A 17,027-nucleotide genomic window follows, 5' to 3' on the forward strand; every position below is an offset into this window, starting at 1 on the left:
GTCCGGCCGGATAGGCTCAGACGCGTGGAGCCGGGAGAATCGCAGCGTCGTCCGTGGGTCGTCGGGGTGTCGGGGGCGTCAGGGACCCCGTACGCCGCCGCCGTGCTGCGCGGGCTGCTCGCCGCCGGGGAGAGCGTCGACCTGGTGGTGTCGCGGGCGTCGCGGCTGACGCTGCTCGACGAGACCGGGATCGCGTTCCGGGACGCGCACTGGCGCGAGGACCTCGCCGAGTGGCTGGCGCGGGGCGCGGACGGGAAGCCCGGCGCGTACCGGGTCGACGTGTCGGACGTGCGGCACTGGGCGGCGGGCGACCTCGCGGCCGGGCCGTCGTCGGGTTCGTACCCGGTCAAGGGGATGCTGATCGTGCCCGCGTCCACCGCGTGCGTGGCGGGGGTGGCGCTCGGGCTGTCGAAGGACCTGTTGCAGCGGGCGGCGAGCGTCACGCTGAAGGAGCGCCGCCCGCTGGTGGTGGCCGTCCGCGAGACCCCGCTGAGCGGCCAGACCCTCAGGCAGCTGGTGGCGCTGGACGAGGCGGGCGCGGTGGTGCTGCCCGCCTCGCCGGCCTTCTACGCGGGCGCGACGCACATCCAGGACCTGGTGGACTTCGTCGCCGGGCGGGTGCTGGACGCGGCGGGGGTGCCGCACCGGCTGTACCGCCGCTGGAAGGGGGAGCTGGGTGGGGGTTCGCGTGGGGACTAGCGTCTGCCGGCGGGGTGCGGCCGGGGCGCCCGGCCGGGCCCGGCGGCGGCCGGCCGGTGGGCAGGCGGGCGGTCGGCCGGCCCCCGCAGAGCGCGCATCGGGGCGTGCGCCCTCTCGATCGTGTACACGATGAGGGTCGTCTCCTGACGGATCGCCTTTGATCATCTGAAAGAATCACAGGGTATTGGCTCTGCGTGCCTTTGATTCTAAAATCAAACATGCTGTGTTGCTGAACAATGGAAGGCTTCAGGTATATGGACGCCGTGGACAGGCAGCTCATCCAGGCCCTTCGTGAGAACGGCAGGGCCTCGTACGCCGAGCTCGGCCGGCTCGTCGGGCTCTCCGGGCCCTCCGTCACCGACCGGATCAACCGTCTGGAGGCGGCGGGCGTCATCACCGGCTACCGCGCCACCGTCGACTCCGCCTCCCTCGGCCTCGGCGTCACGGCGCTGATCGGCATCTCCCTCTCCGACGCCGCCGACCACGAGGACGTGGCGCGCCGCCTGCGGGACCTGGCCGAGATCGAGGACTGCTGGTTCATCGCGGGTGACGACTCGTTCATGCTCAAGGTGCGGGCCAGCGACGTGGACGGCCTGGAGAAGACCATCCGCCGGCTGTCCGGCACCAAGGGCGTCTCCCGGACGCGGACGACCATCGTGCTGTCCACGAAGTGGGAGAACCGGGTCGGCGACCTGCCCGAGGAGTCCTGACGCCCGGCGCCGACGGGGGTCCCCCCGCCCGCGAAGTGCGGGGGAGTACCGTGGGGGAGCCCGATTGACACACGTATGGGAGGCGGCCACATGGACGCGGGGCTCAAGCGCGAGCTGGAGGAGAAGGTCCGGTCCGGGGAGCGGCTGACCCGCGAGGACGGCATCGCCCTCTACGCGTCGGACGACCTGGCGTGGCTCGGTGGCCTGGCCCACGAGGTGCGGACGCGCAAGAACGGTGACGTGGTCCACTTCAACGTCAACCGGCACCTGAACATGACCAACGTCTGCACCGCGTCGTGCGCGTACTGCTCGTTCCAGCGCAAGCCGGGCGAGAAGGACGCGTACACCATGCGCATCGAGGAGGCCGTCCGCCTCGCCAAGGCGATGGAGAACGAGAACCTCACCGAGCTGCACATCGTCAACGGGCTCCACCCCAACCTGCCGTGGCGCTACTACCCGCGTTCGCTGAGCGAGCTGAAGAAGGCGCTGCCGAACGTCTCCCTGAAGGCCTTCACGGCGACCGAGATCCACCACTTCGAGACGATCTCCGGGCTGTCCGCCTCCGAGATCCTCGACGAGCTGATCGAGGCCGGCCTGGAGTCGCTGACCGGCGGCGGCGCGGAGATCTTCGACTGGGAGGTCCGTCAGCACATCGTGGACCACCGCACCCACTGGGAGGACTGGTCCCGGATCCACCGCCTCGCGCACGAGAAGGGTCTGAAGACCCCCTGCACGATGCTGTACGGCCACATCGAGGAGCCGCGCCACCGCGTGGACCACGTGCTGCGGCTGCGGGAGCTCCAGGACGAGACCGGCGGCTTCCAGGTCTTCATCCCGCTGCGCTACCAGCACGACTTCGTGGACATGCAGGACGGCAAGGTCCGCAACCGGCTCCAGGCGCGGACGACCATGGCGACCGGCGCCGAGGCGCTGAAGACCTTCGCGGTCTCCCGGCTGCTCTTCGACAACGTCCCGCACGTCAAGGTCTTCTGGGTCATGCACGGTGTGCAGACCGCCCAGCTGGCCCTCCAGCACGGCGCGGACGACATGGACGGCTCGGTCGTCGAGTACAAGATCACGCACGACGCGGACAACTACGGCACGCCCAACAAGCTGGGCCGCGAGGACCTGCTGGAGCTCATCCGGGACGCGGGCTTCCGCCCGGTGGAGCGCAACACCCGCTACGAGATCATCCGCGAGTACCCCGGTCCGGAGCAGGACCGCCGCGAGTCGCCCCAGCCGATGCGGGTCTGACCCCGGGGCCCCGGCCGGCGGGGTACGGCCCTCCGGGGCTGTGACCGCCGCCCGGGTGCCGGGAGCGGGGCGCCGCGAGGGCCCGCCGCGCCCCGCCCGCCCCATGGCGGTGCCGCGCGCCGGCGGCCGGGGCGCGGTCCGGGCGGGGCCGGTGTCCGGCCTGCGGATGGTGGCGCGGGCCCCGCGCCGAGCCGTTTATCGTCGGGCGCATGCCGTTGAATTTCGAACTGGATCCGCGGATCGACTCCGCCCTCCGCGATGGCGTCCTCGCCCTGTGGACGGACGTCTCCAACGCGGGCGGCTCCGTCGGCTTCGTCCCGCCCGTCACCCCCGACGACATCCGGCCGGAGTGGGTCAGGCACCTCACCGCCCTGGCCGAGGGCCGCACCCGCCTCCTCGTCGGCCGCGACCGGGACGGGGCCGTCGCGGCCACGGCCTTCATCGCGCACAACACGCACCGCCTGATGAGGCACTGGGTGTGGCTCTACACCGTGATGGTGCACCCCCGGCACCAGGGCAAGGGGTACGGACGCGACCTCATGGCCGCGACGGAGGCGGCGGTGCGCGGCATCGACGGCATCGACGCGATCCGGCTCACCTGCCGCGGCGGCACCGGCGTCGACCGGTTCTACGCCTCCTGCGGGTACAAGGAGGTCGGACGGGTCCCGGACGCGATCCGCGTCGCCGACGGTGACGACCGCGACGACATCATCATGTATCTGCCGCTCACCCCCTGAATCGATCGAATCGTCACGTGCTTCACTGGACGGGCAGGAACGTCGTACGAACGAATACGAAGGAAGAAGGCCCCGCCGTGTCCGCTGCTCCCCGCACGAGCGCCACGATCCGGTACACCCTCATGCGTCTCGGCGTCTTCGCCGGCTGCTTCCTCGCCCTGTGGGGGCTCGTGTACGTCGGCGCGCTGCCCCGTGGCCTCGGGGACTCCAACCTCCTGTGGGTGCTGCTCCTGTCCATCGTGATCTCGGCGCCCCTCAGCTTCGTCCTGCTGCGCAAGCAGCGCGACGCGATGTCCGCGCAGATCGTCGAGAAGGTCGACACCGCGAAGGCCCGCCTGGAGGCCAACCGCACCCGTGAGGACACCGCCGTGCAGTGAGCTGGCTCACCCGCGGCCCGGCCGGCACCCGCACCCCCGTACCGAAGCGTCGCTTCGTGCGGGGGTGTTGACGTGTCCGGACCCCCGCGGCCCTCAAAGAAGTGCTTTGAGGTACTCAAAGTTCAAGTGTTAACGTGTTCGACGTGAAGACAGCAGTGCGCCTCCAAGCCGACGCCATGGGCATCCCGCTCGTGGCGCGCCTGCATGTCGACCTCTGCCGCTGTATGTCCGCGGTCTGTTGCCGCGAAGTCTGACCCGGCATCATGCAGCGGCGCCGCCGAAAGGCGCGTGCGCCGCACCCCTCGTCCCGTATTCCCCCGATACGTACCACTGGAGTGTGTCCGTGTCCGCGTCCGCGAGCACCGCGAACAACCCCGCGAACCCCGATGTCCGGCCCACCCGCCGGATACCCAAGGTGCCCTTCTGGGCCCAGATCGTCGCCGGTCTCGTCCTCGGCGTCGTCCTCGGCTGGGTCACCCGCACCTATGACGTGCAGTGGCTGCACACCACCCTGGACAAGGTCGGCCACATCTTCGTCCAGCTGCTGAAGCTGGCCGTCGCGCCACTCGTCTTCTTCGCGATCCTGGTGTCCATCACCAACCTGCGCAAGGTCAACAACGCCGCCCGGCTCGCGTCCCGCACCCTGCTCTGGTTCATGATCACGTCGCTGATCGCCGTCGCCATCGGCCTCGCGATCGGCCTGCTCACCAACCCGGGCGCCGGTACCGGCCTCACCCCCAAGGACGGCGAGAAGCCCGAGAACGCGGGCTCCTGGCTGGACTTCCTCACCGGCATCATCCCGACCGACGTCGTCACGCCGTTCACCGAGCTGAACGTGCTCCAGATCGTCTTCATGGCCGCCGTCGCCGGCGTCGCCGCGCTGAAGCTCGGCGAGAGGGCCCAGCCCATCCTCACCCTGAGCGAGTCGGTCCTGGAGCTGCTGCAGAAGGCCCTGTGGTGGGTCATCCGCCTGGCGCCGCTCGGCACCGTCGGCCTCATCGGCTACGCCATCGCCGACTACGGCTGGGACCTCATCGGCAAGTACGCCACCTTCACCGCCGACGTCTACATCGGCTGCGCCCTGGTCCTCTTCGGCGTCTACCCGCTGCTGCTGGCGACCGTCGCGAAGGTCAACCCGGTCCAGTTCTTCAAGGGCGCCTGGCCCGCCATCCAGCTGGCCTTCGTCTCCCGCTCGTCGGTCGGCACCATGCCGGTGACGGTCAAGGTCACCGAGCGCCTCGGCGTCCCCAAGGAGTACACCTCCTTCGCCGTCCCGTTCGGCGCCACCACGAAGATGGACGGCTGCGCCGCGATCTACCCCGCGCTCGCCGCCATCTTCATCGCCCAGATCTTCGACGTGCAGCTGGGCATCGGCGACTACCTGCTGATCGCCTTCGTCTCGGTGATCGGCTCGGCGGCCACCGCCGGCCTGACCGGCGCCACGGTCATGCTGACGCTGACCCTGTCGACGCTGGGCCTCCCGCTGGAGGGTGTCGGCCTGCTCATGGCGATCGACCCGATCCTCGACATGATGCGCACCGCCACCAACGTGGCCGGCCAGGCGCTCGTCCCGGTGATCGTCGCCGCCCGCGAGAAGATCCTCGACCTCGACGCGTACAACGCGGCGTCGTCGTCCCCGATCGACGAGGACGACGAGCGGGACGACCACGGCGTGCGCGAGGCCGGTCGGAAGGCCGTACCCGCCACCGTCTGACGCCCACCACGTCACGACACCTCACGGCACGTCGTACGACAGCGCCCCCACCGGCCGGCCGGCGGGGGCGCTGTCGCGCGGTCAGAGGCCGCCGGTCTGGAGCAGCCGGTTGGGGGAGGACTTGCTCACGGTGAGGGCGTCCTTCACCGACTGGTCGACGAGCCAGGTGAAGGTCTGGGCGGGCGTCGCCGACGGGTGGCGCGCCTTCAGGAGGGTGGCCACGCCCGCGACGTGCGGGCTGGCCATGGACGTGCCGTTCAGCGCCACGCTCCCGCCGCCGAGCCTGGCCGAGACGATGGCGGCCCCAGGGGCGTACATGTCCAGGCACGGGCCGAAGTTGGAGAAGCCGGTCTCCTGGTCCAGGTGGTTGGTGGCGCCGACGGTGAGGACCCGGGCCGCGCTCGCGGGCGAGACGCCGCACGCGTCGGCCGCGTCGTTCCCGGCCGCGATCACCGGCAGGACGCCGCTGTCGGACAGGGAGGTGGCGGCCTGGTTGAGGGCGTCGCTCCGAGGGCCGCCGACGGACCCGTTGAGCACCGCGGGCTGCCTGGCGTTCTTCGCCACCCAGTCCAGTCCGGCGATCATTCCCGAGTACGTTCCCTTGCCGTCGCACCCGAGGACGCGCACGCTGACCAGGCCGGCCTGCCGGGCGACGCCGAAGGTCGCCCCGCCGACGGTGCCCGCGACGTGCGTGCCGTGGCCGTTGCAGTCCTGGCCGTTGCGCCCGTCGCCCACCGCGTCGAACCCGGGCACGGCGCGCCCGCCGAACTCGGGGTGCCGGTAGTCGATGCCGGTGTCGAGGACGTAGGCCCTGGCGCCGGCGCCGGTGCCGTTGACGTTGTACTGCTGGTTGAGCGGGAGGTACGGCTGGTCGATGCGGTCCAGGCCCCAACTGGCGGCAGTGGCGCGGACGGTGGGCCCGGCGGGTACGGGGGTGGCCGTGACCACCGCGTCCTGCTCGACGGCCGCCACCTCCGGCAGGCCGCGCGCGGTCGTCAGCTGGGAGGCGCTCAGTCTCGCCGCGAAGCCGCGCAGGACGCTGGAGTACTCGTGGAGCGGGGTGACGCCGAGCTGTCGGGTGATCCGGACCGCTGATGTCGTACCCGGTTTCAGGACGACGATGTACTGGTCGGGTACCGGCGAGGTGGTGGTCCGCAGCGGGGCGAGGCCGGCGGTGGGGGCGGCGGTGGCGGTGGGGGCGGGGGTCGCGGTGAGGGGAAGCAGCAGGAGCAGCGCGGCACAGGCGCGGCGAGCGGACAACCTCATGCAGAACTCCGATCGGGAGTGTCCGGCGAAGGGCGACGTCTGTAGGGAAGCAGCCACCGGGCATCAGGACACATCGCCTGACGGAGTGATGTGCGCGCTTTCCGTGGTGAACGGCGCATGTGTCACCGGGTTATGTGCGCGGCACGCGCCCTCGCGGCGGGCCGTAGGCTTACCGACTACCGAGTAGTAGGAGGACGGTTGCCGTGAAGAGCCCGGGTGCGAAGGCGAAGCGCATGCCGCGCGCCGTGCGCGAGCAGCAGATGCTGGACGCGGCCGTGCGGACCTTCGGACAGCGGGGCTACCGTGCCGCGTCGATGGACGAGATCGCCGAACTCGCGGGCGTGTCCAAGCCGTTGGTCTACCTCTACCTGAACTCCAAGGAAGAGCTCTTCACCGCCTGCATCCGCCGCGAGGCCGCCGCGCTGGTCGCCGCCGTGCGCGACGCGGTGGAGGCGGACGCCGCCGGGCCGGGCACGCCGGCCGACCGGCAGCTGTGGGCGGGCCTCACCGCCTTCTTCACGCACACCGCCGAGAACCCGGACGGCTGGGCGGTGCTGCACCAGCAGGCCCGTACGCACGGGGAGCCGTTCGCGGCGGAGGTGGCGGCGATGCGGGCCGAGATCGCGGCCTTCGTGACCGGTCTGATCGGCGAGGCGGCCCGGGAGGCGCACCAGGACCCGGCGTTCGGCGACCGGGACGTGTCCGGGCTCGCCCAGGCCCTGGTGGGCGCGGCGGAGTCGCTGGCGCAGTGGGCCAACGAGACGCCCGGGGTGTCGGCCAAGGAGGCGGCCGCGACCCTGATGAACTTCGCCTGGGCGGGCCTGGGCAGCCTCATGGACGGGCGGCGCTGGTCACCGTCCCGGTGAGGTGGACCCGGTCGCCGTCGCGCAGCTGGAAGACGTCGCCCCCGGCGGCGTACGTCAGGCGGGCCGGGAGCAGGACGGGCGCCTTGAAGTCGGCGCGTACGCGGACGTGGCGGGGTGCGGGGTCCTGCTCGGCCAGGCAGCGGGCGAAGGTCCACATGCCGTGGGCGACCGGCCGGGGGTAGCCGAAGAGCCGGGCGGTGAGCGGGTACAGGTGGATCGGGTTGCGGTCGCCCGAGACGCCGCCGTACCGGCGGCCCAGCCCGGCGTCGAGGTGCCACTCGGCGCGGGCACGCGGACCGGTGGGGTGGTCCGGTGCGGGGGTTTTCTGGGCGGGGTGGTCCGGTGCGGGGGGACGCACGGCCGGGGCGGGCGGGCGGTGGCGGGCGAGGTAGCCGCTGCGGGACTCCCAGACCGGCTCGCCCGCCACCCGCGCCTCGGTGGTGACGGTGGCCTCGGTACCCCGCCGGTGCGGGGCCGTCCCGGTCACCGCGACGGTCAACTCCAGCCTCTCGTACGGGCGCGGCGGCCGGTGCTGGACGACCTCGATCCAGGTGTGCACCAGCCCGAGCAGCGGCAGCGGGAAGTCCCGCGCGGCCATCAGCCGCATGGCGAGCGGGAACGCCAGGACGTGCGGGTACGGCAGCGGCACCGGTCCCGGCGCCGGTCCCCGGTCGGGGAACCCGCACACCCGGGCGTACGCCCCGAGGCGCGCCGGGTCGATCCGTACGTCCGTGGCGACGTACCGCCGGCCGGGCACGCCGGCATCGGGGCCGCCGGGACGGGGGCCGCCACGGCCGGGGCGCTTGAACGGTGAGCGGAGGGCTCCGGCGGCGAGCGTGAGCGGCAGGCTCGTCAGGTCCGTCATCGCGACGTCGCGTCCCGCTCGCCCAATCGCGCCGGAGGGGCGGCGGTGGCGTCCGGCGCGACGGCCGCCCGGTCCCCGTGGCCGTGACCCGGGAGGCCGCCGGATCCCGTGGCGGTGAGGTGCGGATGGCGGTCGGCCATTGTCCTGGCTCCCTGCTCGGCCCTAGATTTACTCCTGAGTAAGGTTACTCAAAGGTCAGGACCTGGTCGAGGGTGCCGCCGCGAGCGGCCCCTCTCGCCCCCGGCCCGCCCGAAGGAGCCGCACGTGACAGACGCCTCGCCCCAGCCGCCGCACGAAGTCTCCGTACCGCCCCTCGTCCCGCCCGTGACGGACGGCTCCCTCGCCGACATCCCGTTCGACAACGCCCGCCAGGCGCCCGCCGCCCCGGTCCTCAGCCGCAAGGACGCCGGGGGAGTGTGGCGCGACGTGTCCGCCGCCGGCTTCGCCGCCGAAGTCCTCGCGGTGGCCAAGGGACTTGTCGCCGAGGGCCTGCGCCCGGGTGACCGACTGGCCGTCATGGCCCGGACGACGTACGAGTGGACGCTGCTGGACTTCGCCGCCTGGGCCGCCGGACTGGTCACCGTCCCCGTCTACCCGACGTCCTCCGCCTTCCAGGCCCGCTGGATCCTCCAGGACTCCGGGGCGGCGGCCTGCGCCGTGGAGACCATGGACCAGGCCCGGCTGATCAGCACCGAGCGGCAGCGGATGCCCGGGCTGAGGCACCTGTGGGTCCTCGACAACGGCGCGATCGGCACGCTCCGGCAGGCGGGCCACCGCGTACCCGACGGGGTGGTCACCGCCCGGCGGGCCGGTCTGTCACCGGACACGATCGCCACCCTGATCTACACCTCCGGCACCACCGGCCGCCCCAAGGGCTGCGTCCTCACCCACGCCAACTTCTTCGCGGAGGTGGACAACGCGGTCGAACTGCTGCACCCGGTCTTCAGGTCCGTCAGCAAGGAGCCGGCCTCCACCCTGCTCTTCCTGCCCCTCTCCCACGTGTTCGGCCGGATGGTCGCCATCGGCTGCCTCCGCGCCCGGGTGCGCCTCGGGCACGCGCCGTCCATCCGGACCGAGGACCTGCTCGCCGACCTGGCGGGCTTCCGGCCCACGTTCCTGCTGGCCATCCCGTACGTCCTGGAGAAGGTCCACAACACCGGCCGCGCCACCGCCGAGCGGATGGGCCGCGCCGCCTCCTTCGACCGGGCGGCGGCGATCGCCCGGCGGTACGGCGAGGCCGTGGAGGCCGCGCAGCACGGCACCGGCCCCGGCCCGTCGCTCGGTCTGCGGGCCGCCCGGGCCCTGTACGACCCGCTGGTCTACCGCCGCATCCGGGCGGCGCTCGGCGGCCGGGTGCGGTACGCGATCTGCGGCGGTTCCCCGCTGGGACGGCGTCTGGCGTCGTTCTACGCGGGCGCGGGCGTCGACGTGTTCGAGGGGTACGGCCTGACGGAGACCACCGCCGCCTCCACCGTGACCCCGCCGCTCAGGCCCAAGGTCGGCACGGTGGGCCGGCCGCTGCCGGGGACGGCGGTCCGGATCGCCGGCGACGGCGAGGTCCTGCTGCGGGGCGGCCACGTCTTCGCCGGCTACTGGGACGCGGAACGCGGCGGGGCGGTGCCCGCGCTCACCGACGGGTGGTTCGCCACGGGCGACCTGGGCGAGCTGGACGAGGACGGCTACCTCACGATCACGGGCCGCAAGAAGGACATCATCATCACCTCGGGCGGCAAGAACGTCACGCCCGCCCCGCTGGAGGACTGGCTCCGCGCCCACCCCCTGGTGTCCCAGTGCATGGTGGTCGGCGACGACCGTCCCTACGTCACCGCCCTGATCACCCTGGAACCGGACGGCCTGGCGCACTGGCGCCGTATGAGGAAGAAGGACGACGTCCCGCTGCGGGATCTCGTGGCGGACGAGGATCTGCTGGCCGCTCTCCAGCGGGCCGTGGACGAGGCCAACCGCCTGGTGTCACGCGCCGAGGCCATCCGCCGCTTCCGCGTCCTCGCGACCGACTTCACGGAGGAGGGCGGCCACCTGACGCCCTCGCTGAAACTCAAGCGGGCGGCGATAGCGCGGGACTTCGCGGCGGACATCGAGGCGCTGTACGCCGGTGACCGGCGCTGACCTCGGTGCGAACCGGCACCGGCACCACCGCCACCGCCACCGCCACCGGCGGTGCCGGTGGACCCGTGACGTCCCGGTGGTGCGGTGGTCCCGGCTCCCCCGGTGGGCCGGGCCGGGACCGCTACGGGCCGCCCCGCCCGTCCCGGGGAGGTCACCCGAACGCGCGGGCCGCCTTGCCGTCCGTCCGCGCGGACCGTCGCATGGACAGGGACATCCGACCGGCGCGCGAGAGGCTGCCATGTTCGTTCGTACCACCTATGCGACAGGCGATCCGGCCAAGCTCGACGGGGCCGTACGCGCACTGACCACCGAGGGCCGGGAACAGCTGTTCGGGCAGCCGGGCTTCCGCGGCGCCGGCCTGTTCGTGGACCGTGAGGTCGGCAAGCTGATGACCGGCACCTGGTGGGACGACGAGGAGGCGCTCCGCGCGAGCGCCGAGCGCATGGGCGAGGTGCGCGCCCGGATGCTGGCGGGGTTCGCGGCCACCGTGACGGTCGACGTCTGGGAGGCGGCGGTGGCCACCCGGCCGGAGGCGGCCGGCGAGGACGCCCGCTTCCGGATGACCCGGATGGACGTCGCCCCGTCCGACGCCGACGCTCTGGTCGACGCCTATGAGAACGGCGCCCTGCCCAAACTCCGTGCCATGAACGGCTTCCTCGGCGGGTCGCTGCTCCTCGACCGCGCCGGAGGGCGGGCCACGGTCGGCGCGATCTACGCCGACCAGGACAGTCTGGCGGCGTCGCGGGGCCACAGCGCCGCCGTGCGCGGTGAGGCGACCAGCAGGACCCGCGCGACCGTGCGGTCGGTGGAGGAGTTCGAGGTCGTCATGGTCGAGTCCCGGCCCCCGTCGCCCTGAACCGCCCCGGTGCGGAGGAGGACCGCCCAGGGAACGACCCGCTCGGGGACGACCCGCTCAGAAGGGGACCCGCGCCGCCCCGACGGCCGCCGCCGCGGCCGGGTCACCGTCGTAGACGACGCCGGGCGCGGGACGGCCCGAGAGGTGGCGCATCAGCGTCACCGCGTCCGTCTGCACCACCACGGCCGGGGCGCCGCGCCCCAGCGTCCAGCGGCCACCGGCGGGCCCCGACAGGTCCAGGAACACCGGAGGGCCGTTCCAGTCCAGCGCCAGGTCCAGCAGCACCTGGCCGACGACCTCCTTGTCGTGCTCGCGCAGCACCGGGTCGCGGCCGGTGGCGTCGCAGATGTCCACCCGGTGCATCCAGGTGTCGCGGGAGACCAGCACCCTGGCCAGGAAGTCCATCGAGTCCTCGGCCAGCTCCTTGGACTCGGGGAACAGCGGGCTCAGCGGGATCCGCCGCCGCACACCGCCCGGCAGCCGCTCCAGCGCCCGCAGGCCCCGCGGACCGAACCGGTCCAGGAGCCCGGCCACCGCGCCGGGCGGCACCGAGCGCCGGGCCTCCACCTGGCAGAGGTTGCGCGCGTGCAGCGGTGTCAGCCCCGGGTGCCGCCGCCGGCCGAGCAGCGTCCGGCCGACCAGCAACCACGGCCGGGCCAGCTCCTCGTACTGCCCCACCACATGGGTCGCGAGGTCCCGCACGGTCCAGCCGTCGCACGCCGTGCGCAGCGACCAGTCGCCGGGGTCCAGCCCTTCCAGCGTCGCGGTCATCGCCCTCAGCTCCGCGGCGTTCACCGCCCGTGCCCGCAGCGGGTGCGTCCGGGGGATCCCGAGGGCGGAGGGCGGTGCGGTGGTGACCATGGTCGGCCTCCCTGGGGACGGCGTTCTCCCCGAGACACGACTCACGCTACGCCCGTCGCGACGACATTTCCCGCCGTCGGCCCCCGCGACGACCGGTGTCCGGCGCCGGGGACGCCACGGGCCGGGGACGCCACGCGCCGGCGCCGGGGACGCCGCGCGCGGCCCCGCCACTGGGGCGCGGTACGCCTAGGGCGCGGAGCCGGGGACCGGGCCGGGGCCCCGGCCGTCGGACCGGCGCGCCCGCCACCGGCGTACGAGGGCCTCGGTGTCGAACGGGGCCAGGCGCAGCGGCGGACCCGCCGGGGGGCGGCGCACCGCTTCGGTGATCTTCTCGTTGATCCCGGCGGCGATCCGGCGCACCTCCGCCTCGCTCCCCGCCCGGTCCACCGCCTCCAGCGCGTCCTCCGCCTCCTTGCGCAGGGCGAGCGCGGGCGGCAGCACCGGGGCGATGCCTTCGCGGTGCATCTTGCCCCTGACCCACCACAGTTCGTCGTACGGGGCGGAGTCGTCCGGCAGGGGCTTGCCGAAACCGGAGAGGTTCCGGAAGTCACCGCGTTCCGTCGCCTCGCGGATCTGCTTGTCGACGAACGACTCGAAGTCGACGCCTGGAGGCTTGCGCTCGGTCATGTCTTCGAGCGTACGACGGGGTAGTCGCGGGCCGGGCGCCTTCCGGCCGCCGGCCCCGGTCCCCCCACCCGGGCGGGGCCGGTCCGGCGCCACCCGAACCCGGAAGCTCCGGTCGAAAAAGGCAGGAGCCCTCTCCGAGCGGCCGTGCGGCCGGACGGAAAGGACTCCTTGGGTACTGCTCTAGCTGTTACTGAAAGTCGTGCGCGATCGCCGACCCGGGCAACTAGGCCGGGGTGACGTTCTCCGCCTGCGGGCCCTTCGGGCCCTGGGTGACGTCGAAGTTCACGACCTGGTTCTCCTCGAGGGAGCGGAAACCGGACGCGTTGATCGCGGAGTAGTGGACGAAGACATCCGGGCCGCCGCCGTCCTGGGCGATGAAGCCGAAGCCCTTTTCAGCGTTGAACCACTTGACGGTTCCGGTAGCCATAAGCCCTCCTATGGGCCAAAGGGTTGCCCTGCTCCAGAACCTGCCAAACAAGTCTGAAAACTACAAAAGCCTGCGGGTCACATGCTCCGCAGGCTCTGTACTGCAAGGGAAACCAAACTGCAACTTGCGTCGAGCCTAGCACGCAGTCTGTGCGCATGGGTAGAGGGAAAGATCACGTCACCCGGATGTTTGACGGACTTCATCCGGGGTCACACCGGGCCCGGCGAGACCCGCGTTACGAGCCGGGGCTAGCCTCGCGTTGTGGACAATTCAACCGACGATCCCCACCAGCTGCCGAGCCGGCCCCGCGTCGGACACATCCAGTTCCTGAACTGCCTCCCCCTCTACTGGGGACTGGCCCGCACCGGCACCCTCCTGGACCTGGAGCTGACGAAGGACACCCCGGAGAAGCTCAGCGACCGGCTCGTCCGCGGCGACCTCGACATCGCGCCGATCACCCTCGTCGAGTTCCTGCGCGCCGCCGACGACCTCGTCGCCTTCCCCGACCTCGCGGTCGGCTGCGACGGCCCCGTCATGTCGTGCGTGATCGTCTCCCAGCGGCCGCTGGAGGACCTGGACGGGGCGCGCGTCGCGCTCGGCTCCACCTCCCGCACCTCCGTACGGCTCGCGCAGCTGCTGCTCGCCGAGCGGTACGGGGTCGCCCCGGACTACTACACCTGCCCGCCCGACCTGGGCGTGATGATGCAGGAGGCCGAGGCGGCCGTCCTGATCGGCGACGCCGCGCTGCGCGCCTCCCTGCACGACGCCCCGCGACTGGGCCTCCAGGTCCACGACCTGGGGCAGATGTGGAAGGAGTGGACGGGCCTGCCGTTCGTCTTCGCGGTGTGGGCCGTCCGCAAGGAGTACCTGGCGCGCGAGCCGCGCGTCGTGCGCCTGGTCCACGAGGCGTTCCTCGCCTCCCGCGACGTGTCGCTGGAGGAGGTCGCGAAGGTCGCCGAGCAGGCCGCGCGCTGGGAGGCGTTCGACGCGGTGCTGCTGGAGAAGTACTTCACGACGCTGGACTTCCGGTTCGGCGCCGACCAGCTCGCCGGCGTCCGTGAGTTCGCCCGCAGGACCGGCCCCACGACCGGCTTCCCGGCGGACGTCACGGTCGAGCTGCTGTCCCCCGGGCCGGAGGTCTAGACGCCGGAGGCGCGGAGGCGGGCACGGGGGCCTGCATGTGCTCGCTGATCCACTGGATCGAGCCGTCCCCCATGCCCTTCACGTAGGTCCTGGCGTTGTGCTCGCCGCCGGGGATCACCTGGAGGCGGGTCCTGACCGGCCCCTTGGTGTACTTCCCGACGAAGGACCGCACGTTCGCCACGCCGGATTCCCTGCTGCCGACCTGGAACGCCAGGTACACCGCGCGGTCCTCGGAGTCCGGCTTCGCGCCCAGGAGAGCGGCGAGCCTCTCCGGGTCGTTGGCCCGCCTCTCCTTCTCGTGTCCGGCCCACAGCGGCGAGTCCGGAACCGTGTCCGGGCCGGACGCGATCACCGCCTTGAACCTGTCGGGGTGTTTCAGCACGGACTTCAGGCCGACGAACCCGCCGGAGGAGGAGCCCATGAACGCCCAGCCGTCCCGTGAGGCGAACGTACGGAAATTCGCGCGGACGAAATCGGGAACGTCCTCCGTCATCCAGGTGCCCATTCTCGGCCGACCCGGGATGTCGCTGCCGTCGTAGTAGTGCTCCTTGTCCGGGTTGAGAACCGGCATGACCACGACGAAGGGCAGGCTCTTGCCCTCTTTCGACCATTCGCTGATGCTGCTCTGCAGCTTGAGGTCGGTGCCCATCCAGTAGTTGTTCGGATAACCGTTGCCGCCGGGCAGGGCGATCAGCACCGGGAAACCGCTGGCGGCGTACTCCGGGTCGAAGTACTGCGGGGGCGCCCAGACCCAGACCTTGCCCGTGAAGCCGGACTTCGCCCCGCGCAGCGTCGTCACCCCGATCCTCGTGCCGTCGGGCAGTGTGTTGGCGGTGGTGAACTCCGCCTTCGGGCCGGCCGGCATCAGCGTCCGGGGGACGGCCTTCCCGGCGCCCCGGGGAGTGGCGGGAGCGGGTGCCGGGGCGCGGCCCGAGGCGGAGGCCGGGGCGCTCGGGCCGTCGAAGGTCATCGGCTCCCCCTCGCCGGAACAGCCCGTGACCGCGGTGAGGGAGCCGAGGGCGACGGCGGCTATGAGCACCTGGGTGGGACGTTTCATGGAGCACTCCGGGTCTTTCCGGCATTCACGGCGGGTACGGCGTGCTAGATGGCGGGACGCGCCGACCGGTTCCGCCCCGCCCCTCTACGGCGCGGTGGTGGCGTACGCGGCGACCGGCGCGGCGCCGTGCCCCGGCACCGGGGCCGGTGGGGTGCGCCCGAAGGCGGCCGAAACGCTGGCGTAGGCTGGTTCGGTCCGTCCGCAACCCCGCCGAAAGGGACACCCGGTGACCGAGAAGGCCGACCTCACTGCTGTTGATGTCACAGCCGTGCTCGACCGCGCCGCCGAGGGCGGGCGGATCAGCCCCGAGGAGGCCCTGGTCCTGTACCGGTCGGCTCCGCTGCACGCCCTGGGCGCGGCGGCGGACGCGGTGCGGCGGCGGCGTTACGCCGGTACGGAGCACATCGCGACGTACATCATCGAGCGGAACATCAACTACACCAACGTGTGCGTCACGGCCTGCAAGTTCTGCGCCTTCTACGCGCCGCCGAAGGACACCGCCAAGGGCTGGACCCGGGACCTGGACGACATCCTGCGCCGCTGCGCGGAGACGGTCGAGCTGGGCGGCACCCAGATCATGTTCCAGGGCGGCCACCACCCGGACTACGGCGTCGAGTACTACGAGAAGCACTTCGCCGCCATCAAGAAGGAGTTCCCGCAGCTGGTCATCCACTCCCTCGGCGCCTCCGAGGTCGAGCACATGGCCCGCATCTCGGGCGTCTCCGTCGAAGAGGCGATCTCCCGCATCCACGCCGCCGGTCTCGACTCCTTCGCGGGCGCCGGCGCCGAGCTGCTCCCGGAGCGTCCGCGCAAGGCGATCGCGCCGCTGAAGGAGTCCGGCGAGCGGTGGCTGGAGATCATGGAGACCGCCCACCGGATGGGCGTGGAGTCCACGTCCACGATGCTGATGGGCACCGGCGAGACCAACGCCGAGCGCATCGAGCACCTGCGGATGATCCGGGACGTCCAGGACCGTACGGGCGGCTTCCGCGCGTTCATCCCGTACACGTACCAGCCGGAGAACAACCACCTGAAGGGCCGCACCCAGGCCACCATCTTCGAGTACCTGCGCATGATCGCCATCGCGCGGCTGTTCTTCGACAACATCGCCCACATCCAGGGCTCCTGGCTCACCACCGGCAAGGAGATCGGCCAGCTCACCCTGCACTACGGCGCGGACGACCTCGGGTCGATCATGCTGGAGGAGAACGTGGTGTCGTCGGCGGGCGCGAAGCACCGCTCCAACCTGCGCGAGATGATCGACATGATCCGCACCGCCGACCGCGTACCGGCGCAGCGCACCACGACGTACGAGCACATCGTCGTCCACGACGACCCGGCGAACGACCCGGCCGACGAGCGCGTGGCGTCCCACATCTCCTCCACCGCGATCGAGGGCGGCACCGCCCACCCCGAGCTCAAGCTGCTTCCCACCACCTGA

General features: G+C 72.2%; 17 protein-coding genes. 11 read left to right on the plus strand and 6 right to left on the minus strand.

Annotated elements, in window-relative coordinates; genetic code table 11:
- Positions 1-24 precede the first annotated feature (24 nt).
- The 6 genes from IE109_RS27740 (at position 25) to IE109_RS27765 (ending at position 5,491) form a co-directional block, all read left to right on the plus strand.
- Entirely contained in the window at positions 25-699 is a 675-nt protein-coding gene (locus tag IE109_RS27740) for a UbiX family flavin prenyltransferase (RefSeq protein WP_189554104.1), read from the plus strand.
- A gap of 254 nt (positions 700-953) precedes the next feature.
- Positions 954-1,409: an Lrp/AsnC family transcriptional regulator gene (locus IE109_RS27745; protein ID WP_189554105.1), complete on the plus strand. Its 456-nt coding sequence runs from the start codon at positions 954-956 to the stop codon at positions 1,407-1,409.
- Between the two features lie 90 nt (positions 1,410-1,499).
- Complete coding sequence (gene mqnE, locus IE109_RS27750) at positions 1,500-2,663, plus strand: aminofutalosine synthase MqnE (protein ID WP_189554106.1); 1,164 nt, start codon at positions 1,500-1,502, stop codon at positions 2,661-2,663.
- Positions 2,664-2,872: 209 nt separating this feature from the next.
- Positions 2,873-3,400, plus strand: coding sequence for a GNAT family N-acetyltransferase (locus IE109_RS27755; RefSeq protein WP_189554107.1), 528 nt, complete (start codon positions 2,873-2,875; stop codon positions 3,398-3,400).
- Positions 3,401-3,522: 122 nt separating this feature from the next.
- Complete coding sequence (locus tag IE109_RS27760) at positions 3,523-3,777, plus strand: DUF4229 domain-containing protein (RefSeq protein ID WP_189554155.1); 255 nt, start codon at positions 3,523-3,525, stop codon at positions 3,775-3,777.
- Positions 3,778-4,120: 343 nt separating this feature from the next.
- Entirely contained in the window at positions 4,121-5,491 is a 1,371-nt protein-coding gene (locus IE109_RS27765) for a dicarboxylate/amino acid:cation symporter (RefSeq protein WP_189554108.1), read from the plus strand.
- 81 nt (positions 5,492-5,572) lie between these two features.
- Here the strand turns inward: IE109_RS27765 and IE109_RS27770 are convergent, their stop codons facing one another.
- The gene (locus tag IE109_RS27770; protein ID WP_189554109.1) at positions 5,573-6,757 is read right to left on the minus strand and encodes a S8 family peptidase; all 1,185 of its coding nucleotides are present in this window, start codon (positions 6,755-6,757) and stop codon (positions 5,573-5,575) included.
- A 233-nt stretch (positions 6,758-6,990) separates the two neighbouring features.
- On the opposite strand from IE109_RS27770, the gene IE109_RS27775 reads away from it, so the two are divergent.
- The gene (locus IE109_RS27775; protein WP_189554156.1) at positions 6,991-7,623 is read left to right on the plus strand and encodes a TetR/AcrR family transcriptional regulator; all 633 of its coding nucleotides are present in this window, start codon (positions 6,991-6,993) and stop codon (positions 7,621-7,623) included.
- Here IE109_RS27775 and IE109_RS27780 read toward each other — a convergent pair.
- Positions 7,589-8,479: a MaoC family dehydratase gene (locus tag IE109_RS27780; protein WP_229891623.1), complete on the minus strand. Its 891-nt coding sequence runs from the start codon at positions 8,477-8,479 to the stop codon at positions 7,589-7,591. The two genes, IE109_RS27775 and IE109_RS27780, sit on opposite strands and share 35 nt — an antisense overlap.
- A gap of 273 nt (positions 8,480-8,752) precedes the next feature.
- Here IE109_RS27780 and IE109_RS27785 point away from each other — a divergent pair, with 273 nt between their 5' ends.
- Together IE109_RS27785 and IE109_RS27790 are read left to right on the plus strand one after the other, a co-directional pair.
- On the plus strand, positions 8,753-10,615 hold the full coding sequence (locus tag IE109_RS27785; protein ID WP_189554111.1) for an AMP-dependent synthetase/ligase: 1,863 nt from the start codon (positions 8,753-8,755) through the stop codon (positions 10,613-10,615).
- Between the two features lie 238 nt (positions 10,616-10,853).
- Complete coding sequence (locus IE109_RS27790; protein WP_189554112.1) at positions 10,854-11,471, plus strand: antibiotic biosynthesis monooxygenase family protein; 618 nt, start codon at positions 10,854-10,856, stop codon at positions 11,469-11,471.
- A gap of 57 nt (positions 11,472-11,528) precedes the next feature.
- Here the strand turns inward: IE109_RS27790 and IE109_RS27795 are convergent, their stop codons facing one another.
- The 3 genes from IE109_RS27795 to IE109_RS27805 all read right to left on the minus strand — a co-directional run bounded on the left by IE109_RS27795 (position 11,529) and on the right by IE109_RS27805 (position 13,386).
- The gene (locus tag IE109_RS27795) at positions 11,529-12,332 is read right to left on the minus strand and encodes a maleylpyruvate isomerase family mycothiol-dependent enzyme (protein WP_189554113.1); all 804 of its coding nucleotides are present in this window, start codon (positions 12,330-12,332) and stop codon (positions 11,529-11,531) included.
- 186 nt (positions 12,333-12,518) lie between these two features.
- Positions 12,519-12,959: a DnaJ family domain-containing protein gene (locus IE109_RS27800; RefSeq protein ID WP_189554114.1), complete on the minus strand. Its 441-nt coding sequence runs from the start codon at positions 12,957-12,959 to the stop codon at positions 12,519-12,521.
- 223 nt (positions 12,960-13,182) lie between these two features.
- Positions 13,183-13,386: a cold-shock protein gene (locus IE109_RS27805; RefSeq protein ID WP_003967102.1), complete on the minus strand. Its 204-nt coding sequence runs from the start codon at positions 13,384-13,386 to the stop codon at positions 13,183-13,185.
- A gap of 261 nt (positions 13,387-13,647) precedes the next feature.
- On the opposite strand from IE109_RS27805, the gene IE109_RS27810 reads away from it, so the two are divergent.
- A complete protein-coding gene (locus IE109_RS27810) occupies positions 13,648-14,529 on the plus strand; it encodes a menaquinone biosynthetic enzyme MqnA/MqnD family protein (protein WP_189554115.1) in 882 nt (293 codons plus the stop codon).
- On the opposite strand, the gene IE109_RS27815 is transcribed toward IE109_RS27810, so the two are convergent.
- Positions 14,492-15,586, minus strand: coding sequence for an alpha/beta hydrolase (locus IE109_RS27815; RefSeq protein WP_189554116.1), 1,095 nt, complete (start codon positions 15,584-15,586; stop codon positions 14,492-14,494). The two genes, IE109_RS27810 and IE109_RS27815, sit on opposite strands and share 38 nt — an antisense overlap.
- 226 nt (positions 15,587-15,812) lie before the next feature.
- Here IE109_RS27815 and mqnC point away from each other — a divergent pair, with 226 nt between their 5' ends.
- Positions 15,813-17,027, plus strand: coding sequence for a cyclic dehypoxanthinyl futalosine synthase (mqnC, locus tag IE109_RS27820; RefSeq protein WP_189554117.1), 1,215 nt, complete (start codon positions 15,813-15,815; stop codon positions 17,025-17,027).

It is taken from the genome of Streptomyces lavendofoliae (assembly GCF_014649735.1).
Taxonomy (GTDB): domain Bacteria; phylum Actinomycetota; class Actinomycetes; order Streptomycetales; family Streptomycetaceae; genus Streptomyces; species Streptomyces lavendofoliae.